12 protein-coding genes and 2 pseudogenes are annotated in these 15,568 nt (G+C 62.9%); 7 read left to right on the top strand and 7 right to left on the bottom strand.

What is annotated here, in order from left to right:
- Positions 1 to 28: 28 nt before the first annotated feature.
- Together ACQCSY_RS00260 and ACQCSY_RS00255 are read left to right on the top strand one after the other, a co-directional pair.
- A complete protein-coding gene (locus ACQCSY_RS00260; protein WP_427132225.1) occupies positions 29 to 1,351 on the top strand; it encodes a flavin monoamine oxidase family protein in 1,323 nt (440 codons plus the stop codon).
- Positions 1,348 to 2,337: an Ldh family oxidoreductase gene (locus tag ACQCSY_RS00255; protein ID WP_427132223.1), complete on the top strand. Its 990-nt coding sequence runs from the start codon at positions 1,348 to 1,350 to the stop codon at positions 2,335 to 2,337. The genes ACQCSY_RS00260 and ACQCSY_RS00255 overlap by 4 nt, the downstream gene beginning before the upstream one ends.
- A gap of 73 nt (positions 2,338 to 2,410) precedes the next feature.
- Here ACQCSY_RS00255 and ACQCSY_RS00250 read toward each other — a convergent pair whose 3' ends face one another.
- Positions 2,411 to 3,754 carry an MFS transporter gene (locus ACQCSY_RS00250; protein ID WP_427132221.1) on the bottom strand — a complete coding sequence of 448 codons (1,344 nt, stop codon included), beginning with the start codon at positions 3,752 to 3,754 and terminating at the stop codon, positions 2,411 to 2,413.
- Between the two features lie 346 nt (positions 3,755 to 4,100).
- Here ACQCSY_RS00250 and ACQCSY_RS00245 point away from each other — a divergent pair, with 346 nt between their 5' ends.
- The 3 genes and pseudogenes from ACQCSY_RS00245 to ACQCSY_RS00235 all read left to right on the top strand — a co-directional run bounded on the left by ACQCSY_RS00245 (position 4,101) and on the right by ACQCSY_RS00235 (position 6,584).
- Positions 4,101 to 4,907 (top strand): NAD(P)/FAD-dependent oxidoreductase, encoded by an 807-nt coding sequence (locus tag ACQCSY_RS00245; RefSeq protein WP_427132220.1) that lies wholly within the window; start codon positions 4,101 to 4,103, stop codon positions 4,905 to 4,907.
- Positions 4,790 to 6,016 (top strand): annotated as a pseudogene (locus tag ACQCSY_RS00240) (FAD-dependent oxidoreductase); the annotation flags it as partial. The gene ACQCSY_RS00245 and the pseudogene ACQCSY_RS00240, both read left to right, overlap by 118 nt.
- Positions 6,017 to 6,053: 37 nt before the next feature.
- Positions 6,054 to 6,584 (top strand): glycine cleavage T C-terminal barrel domain-containing protein, encoded by a 531-nt coding sequence (locus ACQCSY_RS00235; protein ID WP_427136013.1) that lies wholly within the window; start codon positions 6,054 to 6,056, stop codon positions 6,582 to 6,584.
- A 92-nt stretch (positions 6,585 to 6,676) separates the two neighbouring features.
- On the opposite strand, the gene ACQCSY_RS00230 is transcribed toward ACQCSY_RS00235, so the two are convergent.
- Entirely contained in the window at positions 6,677 to 6,952 is a 276-nt protein-coding gene (locus tag ACQCSY_RS00230; protein WP_427136037.1) for a hypothetical protein, read from the bottom strand.
- Here ACQCSY_RS00230 and ACQCSY_RS00225 point away from each other — a divergent pair.
- Positions 6,834 to 7,148: a CBU_0592 family membrane protein gene (locus ACQCSY_RS00225; protein ID WP_427136011.1), complete on the top strand. Its 315-nt coding sequence runs from the start codon at positions 6,834 to 6,836 to the stop codon at positions 7,146 to 7,148. The genes ACQCSY_RS00230 and ACQCSY_RS00225 overlap by 119 nt on opposite strands.
- 483 nt (positions 7,149 to 7,631) lie before the next feature.
- Here the strand turns inward: ACQCSY_RS00225 and ACQCSY_RS00220 are convergent, their stop codons facing one another.
- From ACQCSY_RS00220 to ACQCSY_RS00210, 3 genes are all read right to left on the bottom strand, one after another.
- Positions 7,632 to 8,129 (bottom strand): GNAT family N-acetyltransferase, encoded by a 498-nt coding sequence (locus tag ACQCSY_RS00220; RefSeq protein ID WP_427132218.1) that lies wholly within the window; start codon positions 8,127 to 8,129, stop codon positions 7,632 to 7,634.
- Positions 8,130 to 8,355: 226 nt separating this feature from the next.
- Positions 8,356 to 8,928, bottom strand: a complete 573-nt coding sequence (locus ACQCSY_RS00215; protein WP_427132216.1) for a TetR/AcrR family transcriptional regulator — start codon at positions 8,926 to 8,928, stop codon at positions 8,356 to 8,358.
- A 355-nt stretch (positions 8,929 to 9,283) separates the two neighbouring features.
- Positions 9,284 to 11,533 (bottom strand): putative transposase, encoded by a 2,250-nt coding sequence (locus ACQCSY_RS00210; RefSeq protein ID WP_427132214.1) that lies wholly within the window; start codon positions 11,531 to 11,533, stop codon positions 9,284 to 9,286.
- A gap of 77 nt (positions 11,534 to 11,610) precedes the next feature.
- On the opposite strand from ACQCSY_RS00210, the gene ACQCSY_RS00205 reads away from it, so the two are divergent.
- On the top strand, positions 11,611 to 12,765 hold the full coding sequence (locus tag ACQCSY_RS00205; protein WP_427132212.1) for an NmrA family NAD(P)-binding protein: 1,155 nt from the start codon (positions 11,611 to 11,613) through the stop codon (positions 12,763 to 12,765).
- Between the two features lie 306 nt (positions 12,766 to 13,071).
- Here the strand turns inward: ACQCSY_RS00205 and ACQCSY_RS00200 are convergent, their stop codons facing one another.
- Positions 13,072 to 13,332, bottom strand: coding sequence for a hypothetical protein (locus ACQCSY_RS00200; protein ID WP_427132210.1), 261 nt, complete (start codon positions 13,330 to 13,332; stop codon positions 13,072 to 13,074).
- A 605-nt stretch (positions 13,333 to 13,937) separates the two neighbouring features.
- Positions 13,938 to 15,152 (bottom strand): annotated as a pseudogene (locus ACQCSY_RS00195) (NosD domain-containing protein); the annotation flags it as partial.
- Between the last annotated feature and the right edge of the window lie 416 nt (positions 15,153 to 15,568).

Raw genomic sequence — 15,568 nt, 5'->3', positions numbered from 1 at the left:
GCCGGAATTTGGACAAGGAAGAAGCTGGATGACCACGATTCACGACGTCATCGTCATTGGTGCCGGACCCGCGGGCCTGGCCGTCGCCTATTACCTCCGTGACCTCGATCTGGACATCCAGGTCCTTGAGGGCAGTGGCGACATTGGCGGGAGGACGCGGAGCGTCGATCTTGCCGGCGCTCCGGTCAACACCGGAGCCATGTTCATTTACCGGGGCACTCGGGCGGAGGCTTTGGCGCTGGAACTGGACCAAGTGACCTCGCCCTTCCGGCCCGAGACCTACGGCGTTCATATCGACGGCGTCACGTCGGTTGCCCGGTCCACGGCGGAACTTGTCGGAAAGCTTCCTTTGTCTTCCGAATCCAGGAAAGCCCTGGCGGATTTCATGGAGGGGCTGTCGCGGGAGTACATGGCAAATGTCTCCGGTGGGACCATTAAGGACACGGCCGCAGGACTGGTTAGTGAAACCGTGGCCGCCAGGCTCGTCGGACTCCCGGAGGCTGCCAGGCGCGTCATCGAAACGGCAGTCCGCGGCGGTTCCGTGGGGGATGCGTCCCAGCTGTCCGCCAAGTATGCCCTCCGGTATCTCGCCAGCTACATTGCGCATGAAGACAACAGCCGCCTGTATCCGGTCAATGGCATGCAGGCACTTCCACGCGCTTTGGCAGCCAATGTCGGACCGGGGACAACAATCTCCACCGGCGTGCGGGTCACTGGCGTGCGCGGACTGGACGGACTCCTCGAGGTAACCGCCGAAAGCGGGACCCAGCGGTCGGTGCTTCTGGCGCGCCATGTGGTGGTTGCAGTGCCGGCTCCGCAGGTGGCCGGGCTGTGCACCGGCCTGCCCGAGTGGAAGAACGTGGCTTTGAAAGCCGCCGAAACGCCAGGCAGTTCCACACTCACCATTGCCGCGAACATACAGGGCCTTCCGGAGATTGCCGACTGGTCGTTCGTTTCTACCGTTGGCAGGAAGTTTGATGCCATCATCAATCCCCAGCCAGGCATTTTCCCTGAAGACGGGGTAGTCCGGTTCACCTGCTACGGAAATTCGGCCGGCTTCATCCCGGGCTTCGAAGACGACGAGCAGCTGATCGAGTCATGGATCGACGATTTCCTGGAGGTTGCCCCGTCGCTGCGCGGCCGGATTGTCGGGGCAGCGGCCGCCACCTGGGAACACTGCTTCTCCGTCCTGTCGCCGCTTCGGAACGACGCCCTGCCCGACCTTCAGCGGAGCGTCGGCAACCTGCATTTTGCGGGGGACTACACCTCCGAAACAGCGGGAACGCACGGTGCGTACAACGAGGCCTATCGCGCTGCGGGTGAAATACGCGAGAGGACTGATTTCCCGTGAGCACCATCCATAAAGACGAACTTCTTGCTTTGTGCGAACGTGCCTTGCAGGCAGCTGGCGCCGGGCCGGGTGATGCCAAAGTCCTGGCAGCAGCCACCGTAGAAGCAGAACTCGTCGGCCATCGGGCCGTCGGCGTCGGACATCTCTTCGACTATCTCGATGGATACAAGCAAGGCCGTATCGCCTCCGATGCTCAGCCCAGGATCCGCCGGGCAGCCCCGGCCGTTCTCGACGTCGACGCAGGAAGCGGACTCGCCCAGACAGCCTTCCAAGCCGCCTTCGGGGGTCTTCTCGAGGCCACACACCAGGCTGGCATAGCCGCGCTGTGGATCCGGAACTCGTACACCTGCGGCGAACTCGGCTACTACGTCCGCAAGGTGGCACAGCGGGGCTGTATTGCCGTTGCGTCGGCGAACAGCCCCGCCCTGATGTCCATCGGAGGCGCTCCGAAGCGAGTCCTGGGCACCAATCCCCTTGCCTATGGCATCCCCCGCCCCGGCATGATGCCGATGGTCATTGATCAGGCGTCCTCCTCGACTGCCTTCGTCAACATCAGGCGCGCCGCCGAGGCCGGGGGCAGCATCCCCCCAGGATGGGCACTTGACGCGGACGGGGTGCAAACGGTGGATGCCAATGAAGCCCTGGCAGGGACTCTGCTGCCCTTCGGCGGACATCGTGGCGGAAACGTTGCCCTGTTGGTGGAAGTCCTTGCCACGCTGTCAGGAGCCTCGTTCTCCGTGGACGCGGCACCATTCGATAACGGCACGACCTCGCCGGGCATCGGGGTGTTTGTCCTGTGCATCGACCCCGCGAATTTCGTCGGGTCAGCCGAGCGGCTGTCCGCGCATTTGGAGAACCTCCGCGACGAGCATCAGGTCCGCTTGCCAGCCCTGGAGTCCACCGAATTGCCCGAGTACCTGGACATCGACGCAGCTGCCCTCCAACGCTTGGAGCAAGCCGCCGTGGCACAAACGGGCGCACCCTAAGGCGCGCACCAGCGCCCCGCGCAACCGTTGGCTGCACCGAAGGGCCGCTCGTCAGCCTAAGGGCGAGCAGGTGTTAGTGCGAGAACCCCGCAGCCGTCTCCGTGAGGGATTTCCCTTTGGTCTCGGGAGCGAGCCACTGAGACAGGATGGCACCGACCAGAGTGAGCCCGGCGGCCATCAGCATGGTGACCTGCGGCCCGTAGGTCACCATGCACCAAGGCAGCAGGAAGGTTCCGGCGCCGGCCCCTACGCGGCTGACTGCTGTGGCGAAACCTGTGCCGATGCAACGGATCTCGGTCGGGAAGACCTCTCCCGGGTAGATGCCTGTGAGCGTGTTGTAGCCGGCGTTGAAGAAGGAGAAAGCCAGGAAGCAGGCCAGGACCACCCAGGCCGGTGCTCCCGCCCAGAGGCCAATGATCAACAGGAGGACGAAGCACAGCCACTGCGGAGGAACAGTCAGCACGCGACGGCCGAGCCGGTCGATCAGGACCACAGTGAGGATAACCCCGGCGGTGGCAACTGCCGAGAGCCCCACCCCGCCAGCAAGTCCCTGGCCGAGTCCGTAGCCTTCCAGTACGCTCTCGGCAAAGGTGGCGATCGCGAAGTACGGAGTGACCGCGCAGAGCCAGAACATCGAGCAGAACAGGGTGGCCCGCCAGTACCGGCGTGAGAACAACACCTTGAAGCTGCCTTGCGAGCGGTTGTGCTCCTGCTCGACGTCTTTCATGTCGCTGGAGTCCACCATGTACTTGTGGGCCACCGCGCGGGCCTCGTCGTGCCGGCCCTTGCTCCAGAGCCAGCGTGGCGATTCGGGCAGGCCGAAGCGGGCAAAGAACAGAATGACCGCAATAAGGGTGCTCGAACCGAGGATGATCCGCCAGTCCACTGTGGTGGTGGTCAGCGCATAGCCCACGATGAATGCCACCATAAACCCGACGTAGAAGGCCACCAGGGTCAGGCCCATCAGTCGTCCCCGCATTCTGGCGGGGGCGAACTCCGACATCAGCGGCCAGCCTACGGAATATTCGACGCCGACCGCGATTCCCATCAGCAGCCTGACCACGAACAACTGCCACGGTTCATGGACGAAGAACTGGAGAGCCGAGCCGATGACGAAGATGCCCATGTCGATCATAAACAGCGGTTTGCGGCCGAATTTGTCTCCAAGCCAGCCGCCGACCGGCGAACCGACCAGGATGCCAAGCAGCGAGGAGGCCACGGTCAGGCCCTCCCACAGGGGGGTGAAGCTCAGCTCGGTGGAAATGGTGCCGATTACGGTGCCGATGATCCCGAGGATGTAGCCATCCAGGAACATTCCTCCAACCAGGACTGAGGTCAGCCTGATCAGGAAGCGACGCTTGAACGCCGCTGCTGGAGCGTCGTCAAGGGCTGGTTTTGTGTTCTTTAAGGGAGACACCGGTGGCTCCTTGCACTAAGGATTGAAGAGGGCTCAGTTCTAGGCGCAGCGGGGTCATATCGCCTCCAAAGTAATGTGTGATCACATTTCAAGTCAAGGGTCGCAAGCAATGCTGAGTTAAGCATCCCACCTGAGGGTCCAGGTTTTCTCCTTGCCCGGACGCCGCCGCCCGCGGAGGCGCCACCCGATCAGAAAAGGGCTAGCTGTGATCACATATCTCATCTATAGTGTGATTCAGCCAACGTTCCACGGGGTGCTCAACCTCGGTGTCGGTACCCAATTCTTACTCACCCCAAGGGCGCCTGCGCGTGGCCCTTCAGGGCAACTCGACATTTTGACGAGAGACGTGGACGTCTCTAACCGCAAGGGAGATAACGTGGCCGGTGCCCGGATTGACGCAGATACTCGGATCCTCATCATCGGCGCCGGCGTCGTTGGTGCAGCACTGGCTGACGATCTGACCCGGCATGGCATGACGTCAGTGACTGTGGTGGACCAGGGCCCCCTGTACAGGACGGGCGGTTCCTCATCCCATGCACCGGGCTTCGCCTTCCAAACCACAGGTTCTGCCGTCATGTCGGAACTGGCCAGGCGGACACTCGACAAGCTGGACGGACTGACTCTGGACGGCCAGTGGATCCTCAATTGGGTGGGCGGGCTCGAACTGGCCTGCGACGGGGAACGGCTGCAATACCTGCGCCGCCGCCACAACCTTTTGCAGTCATGGGGCATCCCCGCCCAGCTTGTGTCCCCTGCAGAATGCGGGGAGCTGTTCCCCGGCCTCGACACTTCTGGGGTGGTGGGTGGATTCCACACACCGACGGACGGCGTGGTCAAGGCGGTGCGCGCCGTTGAGTGGCAGGCGCGGCGCGCCATCGCGAACGGGGCAAAGTTCTACGGCCATACCGAGGTCACGGGGTTCCGCATTGACCATGGCCAGGTGACCGGCGTCGACGTCCGGCCACCCCCGCCGTTCCCGGCAACCCGTCCAAAGGACACCAGCTCCCCGCCGGAACCAACAGCATCGACGCCGATATCGTCGTCGTCTGCGCGGGGCTGTGGGGGCCGGGCCTCGGAAAGCTGCTGGGACTGGAGCTCCCCATGGTTCCGATGGAACACTGCGCCTCCAACACCAGCCCCCTTCCGTCGCTGACAGGGTGCAGCGACGAGGTGGAGGTTGAACGCCCGATGGCGCGGCACCAGGCAACAGGTTCGTACTTCCGCCAGATGGGTGGGCGGATTACGTGGGGGACCTACGAGCACCGCGTGATCCCGGTTGAACAGTCGGAGATCGCGTCCCCTGAGGAATTCGCCGCGACGCAGATCGAACCCGCCATTCATCCGCTGACCTGGTCCGATCTGAAGGGTGGCTGGGCTGAACTTCAGCGGTTGGTCCCTGACGCCAGAAGCTGTGAGCCGCCTGAAGGCTTCAACGGAATTTTCTCCTTCACCCCGGACGGGAACCCGCTCCTTGGCGAGGTACCGGGAACCAAGGGCCTGTGGTTGGGCGAATCTGTCTGGCTTACCCAGTCCGCCGGCGTGGCCGGCGTCCTGGCCGACTGGATTGTGACCGGAGATCCGGGAATCGATACCACGAGCCTCGACTTCCGCCGTTTCGACCAACCGCACATGACCCGCACTGTCAGCATCGAGCGTGCCAGCGAGAACTACGACGAGGTCTACGACATCAGCCATCCCCGGAAGCAGGCCAGCCGGATGCGGAAATTCGCGACGACGCCGTTCTACGCCCGGCAGGAAGCCCTGCAGGCAGTGTTTGGTTCTTCGCAGGGAGGCTGGGAGCGTCCGTTGTGGTACGCCTCCACCACCCTGGACGTTCCCGTCGTCCGCAGGGACGAATGGGGAGCGTACGGATGGTCGCCCGAAATTTCGGCTGAAGCACGAAGGGCCGCCGGTGGTGTTGGACTGGTCGACAAGGGAGCGGCGAGTGTCTTCGAAGTGCGTGGCGAAGGCGCTGAAAAGCACCTACAGCAGGTCCTGTCTGCGGGCCTGTCCCTGGATGTCGACACCGGCACCGGTGTCTTGATGGCGAGCGCTTCGGGCGGCATCGCGGCCGACCTCACCGTGGTGCGAACCAGGAACGATTCGTATCTGGTCATCGGCAGCAGCCCCGAGGACATCTGGCACCTTCGGCGTGAGACCCCGCATTCCGAGGCAGTTACTGTTTCAGATCTATCCTCCGGGATGACGGCCGTGGCGCTGATTGGCCCCGAAGCTTCGGCGCTCCTCGACTCCTTGACCCGCGGAGACCTGCCCGCCCGCGGGATCACCCGAGGCGCCTCTGCTCGACGTCGGGGGCGTCCCGGTCCGCGCCGTCGCAGAGACTGCCGCAGGTGCCGGGGGCTGGACGCTGTATGCGGCGACCGAACACGGACTGTACCTGTGGGACCTCATCGTTGGGGCCGGCCTGCCGCACGGAATTGCCATCGTTGGGGACGAAGCGTTCACCGCGCTGCGAATCGCCAATGGCGTCCCGGCCTTCGGCGTCGACTTCGGGCCACAGGACAACGCCTGCGAGGCAGGACTCGCTGGTCCTTCCGCAACTGCTGGCAACCGTTCGGGCCACCGTGTCCTCGTCCGGCTCAGGATGTCCAGCGAACACTATGCAGTTGTCCCCGGCGAGCCGGTGTCCAGGGGCGGCAAAGTCGTCGGCTTTGTAACGAGTGCGGCCGAAGACCCGGCTTCGTCCCATTTCCTCGCCTTTGCATGGGTTGACCCGGACGCGGCTCGGCTTGGAACACCGGTGGAGACGTCGCACCTTGGACAGCGCTGGCCTGCCACCATCGATCGCTCTCCGGAAGGCGCAGCCTAGTTTCGTACCTGGGCGGTTCAGCTTCATACTTGAGACGACTGTTTTGATGCCTGGGCGCCGGCTGCCAAACGCTTCACGGCGGCCGCGCCGCCTCAGGCGGCGGCAAGGGCCTCCACCGAAAACGGGCTCGTCATCAAGAACAAAAAACCGCCCGGCCATTCGCCGCCGGTCAACACCTGAAAGAACACCATGGAACTGTTGTGGGAAATCGCCGGCTGGGCTGGCGCGGCGGCGGTACTCAGTGCGTACCTGGCAGTCTCCGTGAACTGGCTAAAGGCCGGCAGGGGCTTCCAGACGGCAAATCTCCTGGGCGCGTGCGCCTTCATCGTCAATGGCGCCTTCCACCAGGCATGGCCCTCAGTTGTCACGAATATCGCGTGGTTCCTCATTTCCGCCGTCGCCCTTCTTCGCATGCGTACGGCCGGCACCTTACCGGCACCGGCTGATGACGCCCCGCAGGTTCAATTCCCTGGCATCCCTGACACAACCGGACAGCTCGCTGTGGTTGAGGTTCTGACTGGTTCCGTCCACGGCGATGCTGACGGGCAGTGTCCACTTCACTGATCCGGGGAAGCATCCAGCTCGTCAGCCCAAGTGCACCAACCCACTTGGCAAGGGCCCTACGGTTGACTACGACGGCACCTACTGGGGGAGTTAGTCTCCCGGGCCTCACCGACACTTGGCACTGGCTCGGGCCCAGCGGACGAATCGGTCGCCAGAACACCGCGCTTCCCGTTGGGCTGACGGGCTAGCCACTTTATTGCCTCGTTGACTAAGTCTTCCTGGTCATCCAGTCCTGCCACTCCAGGTACTGAACAGGAGCGAGGCGCGGTTCTTGTGCATGGCGGCCATTCCAACTCCCGACGACTGATTTCCAGCGGTTGTTTCGGACTAGGAAGTTTGGTGCTTGCTGGCTCCAGCCGGCTTCGATCCGGACAGTCTCCAGAACCTTCTGCTCGTATTGGCATTGATGTCAACCGCCGCACTCATCGTCACGTTTTGCCCTCGGACGAGGAACGACAGCGAGCTCGGCCGAGGTTCTTGTACTCAACCCTCAAGTTCCTTCTCGAAGCAGACTGACGACGGTATCGCGGTGTCGTAGGGCGGATAGGCCGGTATTTGTCTGTAGCCGATCTTCCGGTACAGGGCCTCTGCTTCTGGTTGTTTGCCGCCGGTTTGAAGAATGACCCGCCTGGCGCCAGCCGCAGCTGCGATCTGCTCCAGTCCGGCCATGAGTTGAGTCGCCGCTCCGAGGCCACGCGCTGCTGGGTCAACGATGACACGCTTGACTTCCCACTCCCCTTCCAGCAGGCGAAGTGCCCCATGCCCTATCGCCTGCCCGAAGGAGGTAACAACGAGGACATTCGCGACAAAGTCTCCAGCCGGGACGCTTAATGCAGACCTGACGGCAGCCGAAAGGGTGGGCTCTTCCGCCGTGGCGTACCGGGCGAGGAGTTCCTTGTTCAGCAGATCCCGCAGTCGTTCAGCACGCGGATCTTCAAAACTAACTTCTTCGAGATTTAGAGCCATTTTCTCAGCCGACACGACACCCTCCTTCGGCTTAGCCTGATCGCGGTTCCCTCTTTGATCATGAGCTTTCTGTGCCCGTTGAAGAGCTGGAGGGGGACCACGCGGCGCAGCGTGCTGATGCGCCCGGCGGCCGAACCAATGGTGTGCTGCAGGTTCATGAATCGCTGCGATTTGCTCCGGCTCCCACGGACCGACATCAGCTTGGAGGGCAATCCGTCCTCGACACTGTTCGAAGAGGCGATCATTGGCGCATTTCTGCTGCCTCGAGAAGAGTGGCCACGGTGGGCGTGATGAGCCCTGTAAGGTTGTCAGCTCGGATACCCGCGCGTGCGTTTGCACCGTCGAAGACCAGACTGAGCTGCCGGGCCAGCAGGTCCGGATCATTCGCTCCACCCTGGGCAGCCTCGGCACGGAAAAAAGCTGTCAGGTTGGCCTTGATCCGGCGCGCAACCTGGCTTGCAGGGTGGTTGTGATCCTTGAGCTCGATCTGCACAGCGAGGTACCGGCAGCCGTGGAACTCGGGTGCGCCGGCCTGCGATTCCACCTGCTGGAAGACGTGCAGGATACGCTCACGAGGTGAACGGCCGTCGCCCGCCGGAGGCTGGAGTCCCGCCACAAAGTCGGCGGCGCGTTCCTCCAGGCTTGCGGCAAGCAGGTCGTCCTTGCTGTCGAACAGCTCGTACATGGAACGCTTGGACACCCCAGCCGCTTTACATAGCGCCTGGATGCCGATCCCCACGCCGTCCCGGTAAGTGAGCGTTGCCGCTGCCTCCAGTAGTCGCTCTCGGGAAGTCAGATTCGTCGCGGTGGCCATACTGTGAGGCTAACGTGAAGTTCGCCGAAAATAAAACCGATCGGTCTATGACGGGCGGGGGTAGTGGGCGGAGCTTTGCATAAGCCACGATCGGCGTTGAGGCTCCGCCCCAACCGCTCATTGCAAGCTATCTACGGCCCGCATACCCATCGGAGATCGGCCGGCCGTTGGATTCCACGCACTCCCGGCAACTTGCGGTCCTGAAACCGATCGGTATACGCGCTTGAAACCGATCGGTTTCAAGCGCGCCGCGACCAAGGCACGGTGGCCGTGCCCGTCCTCAACTTTTTGGAGCAAAAGCCATGTCTTCGCAGACCCAGGGCTCCTGACATAGTGAGTTAATGTATGTGGGTTGTCAGGTGCTGGTTTTGATCTCGTAGCGCAGGATCAGGTCCGTGCCGGGGTAGAGGGTTTGCGTGGCGGTGAGGTGGTCGCAGAGTTCGGCGATCGCGGTCGTGGCCCGCCGGGTCGGGAGCGGATCCAAACGGATCGTCACGCACCCGGGCCCGGTGGCGTCGATGTCGCCACTACTGGTGAGGGCTTGCCGGATCAGGGTGTGGGCTTCGTCTTCGGCACGGGCGTAGCCGGTGTTCGTCCTGACTTCCCTGGCGAGGGTTGTGGCGGTGTTGAACGCGGCCATCCGGATCGCATGCGTGAGCAGTTTCGTCTGCGTGTCCAGGACCTGCTGGCCCGGTGCGAGTTCTTCCAACCGCACCCTGGCCGGGATCGCTTGATGCGCGGCCCCGGCCTGATCCAAAGCGGTTTCGGCGTCCCACAGTGGTGCGGTGATTGCGTTGTGGGCGGCACTGGTAATCGTCACCTCGCTGGTTCCGGGAGCCGGCGTTCTGGCGGCCAGCAGCGCCGTGTCCGTGTCGGCTTTCACGGCCGCGTACCGGGCCCGGGCAGCGAGTACTTTTTGATAGGCCTGTCGTTTGGCGGGGTTGGGAACCGACCGGTCCGGGTCGTCATCGGTGGTGGCGTAGGCGTCGTGGGAATCGAGATCGAAATGCATGCGCGCGTAACGGAAGTAGTTCTCCTGCCGCCACCTGGACGCCATCCGGTAAATGACCTCCCCGGCCGGCATCTGCCTGGTGGTGGTGCGGATGTGGATCTGCCGTGACCGGCCGCCGCGGGTGGGCACGATCCGGCTGATCTGCCGCATCCGCAACACCTCCCCGGTCGCGCCCAGGGGCAGGTCAACGTCGCTGTCGGCCGCCATCCAGGACCGTCGTTCCCCGCGGTCGTCCGTGTGGGTGACCTCGGTGAAGTGGTCCTCTGCGATGTCTTCCGTGGATCCTTTGCGCCAGGTCAACACGTCAAAGCCTGCGCCGGTCATGTGCGCGAACAGGGCCGGTGACCAGCCGCCCCGGTCAAAGCCGACCAGCACGCGCCGGTCATCGCCAATGATGGTGCGCAGGGAGGGCAGGAGCCGGCGGAGTTCCCCGGTCAACGCGGCCCCGGGTTCTGCCATGACCACCAGAACGGGGGCGCCGGTGGTATCGGAGACCCAGGTCTCTTCCGTGGCCGGGACCGGGAACTTCAACCGGGTTGAGTGGACCTTGCCGATCTTCTTCGTGCCCTGGTAGGCACGCACGTGCCCGTCAACGTAGAAGATGGCGGCCAGGTCTTCACCCGATTCACCACCACTGCCGGTACTGGTGCCGAGGTGTTTGATGGCCATGGCCCTCAGGAGCTCGCCGGCTTTGCCCGTGCCGGCCAGCAGGCCGAGTTTGCGGCGGATCGTTTTCACTTCCGGTGCCCGGTCCAGCCCCAGCACCCGCCCCAACGCGGCAGGGTCGAACCGGGTTGCGCCCTCGGCCCGGGGTTCACCGGCCAGGGCACGGAAAACAGCATCAAGAAGGACGGTCTCCAAACCGTAGAATCCGTCCGGCAGCGCACCGAAGGTTGCCTTCGCACACGCCAGCAACCCCGTCGCCTCAAGGGCAGGTAACGCCAGAAACAACCCGGCCAGCGGAACCCGGGCGGCCGGGGTGAATACCGGGGCCGCGCACTCAAGGAGCCCGGCACGTGCCGCGGCCCGTTCCACGGACCGATCGGTCGCCGCCGGCAGGACCGGCAGCCCCGGCTGTGCCACGGTGATGGACTCACCGGATGGTTGCCCTTCGCCAGGGGCCATGGTCCGGGCCGGCGTCGGTGGCCGGGAGGCCAGGGCGCGCCTGACCGTGTCGGTGGAGACCCCGGCGGCCTGCGCCGTTGCCCGCAGACTCGCGCCGCCCTCATGGCGGCGGCGGATTTCGATGATCTTCTCGCCGGTCAGCACGCTGGGACCTTTTGGGCCCTTCTTCACCGGGGCCAACGCGCTCGCGCCTTCACCGGCAACCGCCTTGCGCCACCGCCGCAACGATTCCGCCGTGACACCGAACCCGGCAGCAACCTCATTGACCCGGGCCGCTTCTATCCGCACCAACTGCACGGCCGCCAGGCGACGCAGATCGTCCTGGCCGGCGTCCCAGCCCCACACAAGCTGGCCGTTAAGGAAGACCCTGCCGCCGTCGGTCTCGTTTTCCAGCAAAACGGCCGCGGCGCCAATGACCACGGCATCGGGTTCGGGCACCAGGGGCAGAGGCGGCTGAGCGGTCATCATGCCCATCTTCCCACCCCACAAACACCCGAAATAATCACACCCTTATTATCTCACATCGGGGGCATGAAAACAGGATTGTGACTGAACAAAAACCCCGGAAAATCAACGATCCACCACAACGATTACACGCCCATGTCCAGAGCCTTGAGACCACGCCCACAATTTTCGTCATCGGCGGCACAGGGGCCCAAGGGATGCCCATCGTCCAGGGTCTTGTGGCCGACAAAAAATACAAAGTTCGGGTCCTCACCCGCGACGCCACCTCCCCGAGGGCCCAGGCACTCCTCGCTCTGGGGAACGTCTCCATCCTCGAAGGGTCATTCGCCGATGAAGATGTGCTGCGGGAAGGATTCCGCGGCTGCGACGGGGCCTACGTCAACATCGACGGGTTCAATACCGGTGAGAAAACGGAGATGTATTGGGCCATCCGCAGTTACGAGATAGCGATTGAGGAAGGTATCAAGTTCTACGTCTACGGAAACCTCGACTACGCACTCAAGAAATCCGGCTACGACTCAAAGTTCCGCACCGGCCATTACGACGGTAAAGGCCGCATAGCCGAATGGGTGCTGTTCCAGAACCAGGAGAACCGGGACAGAATGGGAGCAGCGGTCTTCACCTCGGGTCCTTACATTGAAATGGTGGTCTCACCGCTCACGCCCATGACTCCCAATATCGAGGACGGTGTTCTCACGTGGCGGGTCCCGCTGGGCAAGGGCGCCGTTCCCCATGTGTCCCTGGAAGATTGCGGGTTCTATGTTCGCTGGCTTTTCGACAATCAGGAACGGGCGAACGGCATGGACCTCGAAGTCGCTATTGAACACATGACCTATGCCGATATGGCTGCCGCATTCGAGAAGGTCACGGGGCATCCGGCGCAGTTCATCGACACAGATTTAGACGCGTATTGGGGTGGTCCGCTGAGCGGCGCTGCTGATCTGCCTGCCGGATACAACGCCGATCCCAACGACAAAAGCACCATGAGCTTTCGGGATAATTTCACGGGCTTCTGGAATGTATGGAAATACGGAATCATCACCAGGGATTATGCTCTGCTCGACGAAATTCACCCTAACAGGATCAGGAGTGCTGAGCAGTGGTTCAGGCGGGAAGACCAGTTGGGCAAAGACCTCGGTAAGGGAAGTCTCTGGGAGAGGGTCCAACCGGAGAACTGGCGCAGCGACTCTCCGATCCTTAAGGGCAGTGCAGACGCGAGGACGGGCAAGTTGTAAACGGAGCGGCAATACGAACCTGATTTCGGTAAGAACTCCTGGCACGGGCCCCTTCGGCTTCCGCAATGCCGTCGACCAACCCCTACGCGCACGCTGCGTGACCATCTGCGGACCCCGCGGACCTCGCGGACCCCGCGGTCGGCACCGCCCAACTTTGCAGACCCACTTATCGTCCACGTTTCCGAACAGAGGGCCCCGTCGTTTCGACGGGGCCCTCTGTTCTCGTGTCCATAGCGGACGGGACGGGAATCGGCGGGCCTGAAGCCCATTAGCGTTGTATATTTCACTTTTTCGCAAGCCACCCTTCTAGCGGCGTGATTGACACTGCAGCCCGTCGAGCAGGATGTTGGCTATCTCATCGAACGCCTCGCCCGTTGTGAGTCCTGTGGGGCCGAGCAGGCGGCGGGATTGCACGCCGTCGATCGCCAGAACCACTAGTCCTGAGGCGAAGGGACTGTCGACGGCGCTAAATTGTCCGGCTTCGAGCCCTTTGTCGATGATCTCCCGGACTCGTCGTGCGGCGGTGGCGGAGTTGACTTGATAAAGTTTTGCGGCCGGGGTGCGCACGTCACCCGGCCACGGGCTGCGAGCCGGCTGGCACGCAACGCCCTAAGGATGACCTTGGCATAGAATCACGCAGCAATTGGGGGCCTTTTCCAGGGATCCTCCCTCGTCAAGGACGACAGCGGCGACGCTGTGGCGCAGCCGATGCGCACCCACCCTAAATCCGATCCCTGCCCCGGCGGCGCGCAGATGTCACCATATGGCTGCTGGCAACACTGCCCATCTGTGGGCGCTGAGCGGGGTAAAGGAGGCCTCTAGCGCTGGGCACGAGTGGTGGCGATCCCGTCCCCGATCAGACCGATGGACTTCGACCGCTGAGTGCGCAAGGGCTGCGCGAGCCGGTTGGGTACATACCCCCGGCCGCGCGGATGGGTCCTGAATTCGTTGGCGGGTCTCGGGGTTGACCTGCACCCCCTGGATATCGTTAAGGACGTGGGAGATGGTCGTGATGGACACGCCGGCTTCTGTACAACCTGCTTGATCGTGACTCGTCTTTGCTCCATTTTCATACCTTCTTCGCATGTATGCGGCCGCCGCCCTCGATGATGGCGGTCCCCGGGGGCCGGCCGGCCTGAGCGGGTTACCGGGCCACGAGTGCATGTGCCGCCTTAGGAACCGATTGTGGGTGTGGCCCTAAAGGCGTTAGCAGCCCTATCTGCGATAACTTGGGCGTCACTTCCGGAATCAAGGATCGTATTCCGGGCTGATTCGGAATCGACCATGACGGCCGTAACGGCGAGGCCGTCCGAAGCCTCGGTCGTCAACAGGGCGTCCACCTGAGCCGAGAAGCAGTCGTCACTTGGCTTGGAGTGAACGTCCATCGCCACCACGTGGTTGTTGGAGACGAAGTTGCCAACCCCCGCCATCAGCCGGATGATGACAGGCGTCGCACCTGTCGGCCGGATGCTCTGTTTGTCGATGATCTGGGAGAAGTGGTTGCCGACGACAGTGTTGTTGTTGCCGCTGACACTGAGAAGTCCGTTGAGGTCGTTCAGTCCGTTGTCGACTCCCAGGAAGGGCGTCCAGGGCTCATGGTCACGCAGGAAGTGATTCGTGGCCACGAGGTTTTCCGAACTGTCCGCGGCGAGAGTCAGCATCCCGGGGTAGAACGAATGCAAACGGTTGTTGGTGACGCTTGAACGCGTGACGCCGTCGAGATGGACGCTGCTCGCACCTCGGGGGAAGACGTTATTCGCGGTGATCAGGAGCCCGCCATGGTTCTGGGCGTAGATCGAGTGGCCCTTGAAGCCTGCTCCGACCAAGTTGTCTGTGATCTTTGACGCCTGTCCCCACCCGCGCAGCTCGATGCAGCTTCCGCATTCAGCGATGAAGTTGTCGTGAACGGAAAGCGCGTCAGCGTTGTAGATAGTGAGAGCGTTCTCAAGGTAGACGAACCCCATGCCGTTTACGCGGAATGAGTCATTGGCGTTCGCGACATAAATACCGGCCTTGCCGTTGACGTAGGTGTTCTCCGGATGCATCCCCGAGCCGTCGGAGGTGAAGTGCAACCCGTCGATGCAGAAGTTTGAGAACTCGACGGAGCTGATCCGCGGGCTCCCGCTTCGCTCAACGTAGAAGGCGGCTCCCTTGGATTCCTCCCCGTCTCCGCTGAGGGGAATGTCGACGAGAATGCGGCTCCCTCCGGGCCACAGCTCATGCAAGTCGGGCCATTCGTCTTCGGAAACGTTGAACCGGATGCTCGAGGACGTAAAGCCGTGTCCCGAGTCATGGATCCTGAGGAAGCTGACGTCGATCACCACCTGCGTACGAAGGTGGTAGTCCCCGGGCGGAATGTAGATCACCGCGCCTGCGCATCCCGGATCAAGCGCTAATCCGCGCCTACACACAGGCGAGTCATTCCGCTCATTCATGGCTGGAGTTACCTGGCCGGAAACCAGAGCTCATCCGGATCCTCAGAAACCGGTCCGCGGCCATCAACATCACGCTTGAGAACATCGACCACGTCGCTGACTGTTCCCGCGCCGTCTATGACATCCAGGACGAGGCCGGCGCGGTTCCGCCGCCAGGCACGATTGCCAACCAACCATCGCCGTAAACACCCGCCAGGCGAGGGCTACACAAAAGCAGCGGGCTGGCCCACATCAAGAATTGGCGAAACTCCGGTCAAGTAGCAGTTGACCGAAGTTTCATTCCATTGTTGCCGCTCGAATCTTGAGGCCCGCTGAGAACCCCCGACCCCGACGGGTCCACCCGTGGCGGCGTTGGCATTACCAGCCAT

The organism is Pseudarthrobacter sp. S9, from assembly GCF_050156545.1.
Lineage (GTDB): Bacteria > Actinomycetota > Actinomycetes > Actinomycetales > Micrococcaceae > Arthrobacter.
The sequence above is the reverse complement of the archived record's forward strand: the minus strand, read 5'-3'. Positions and strand labels throughout refer to the sequence as shown.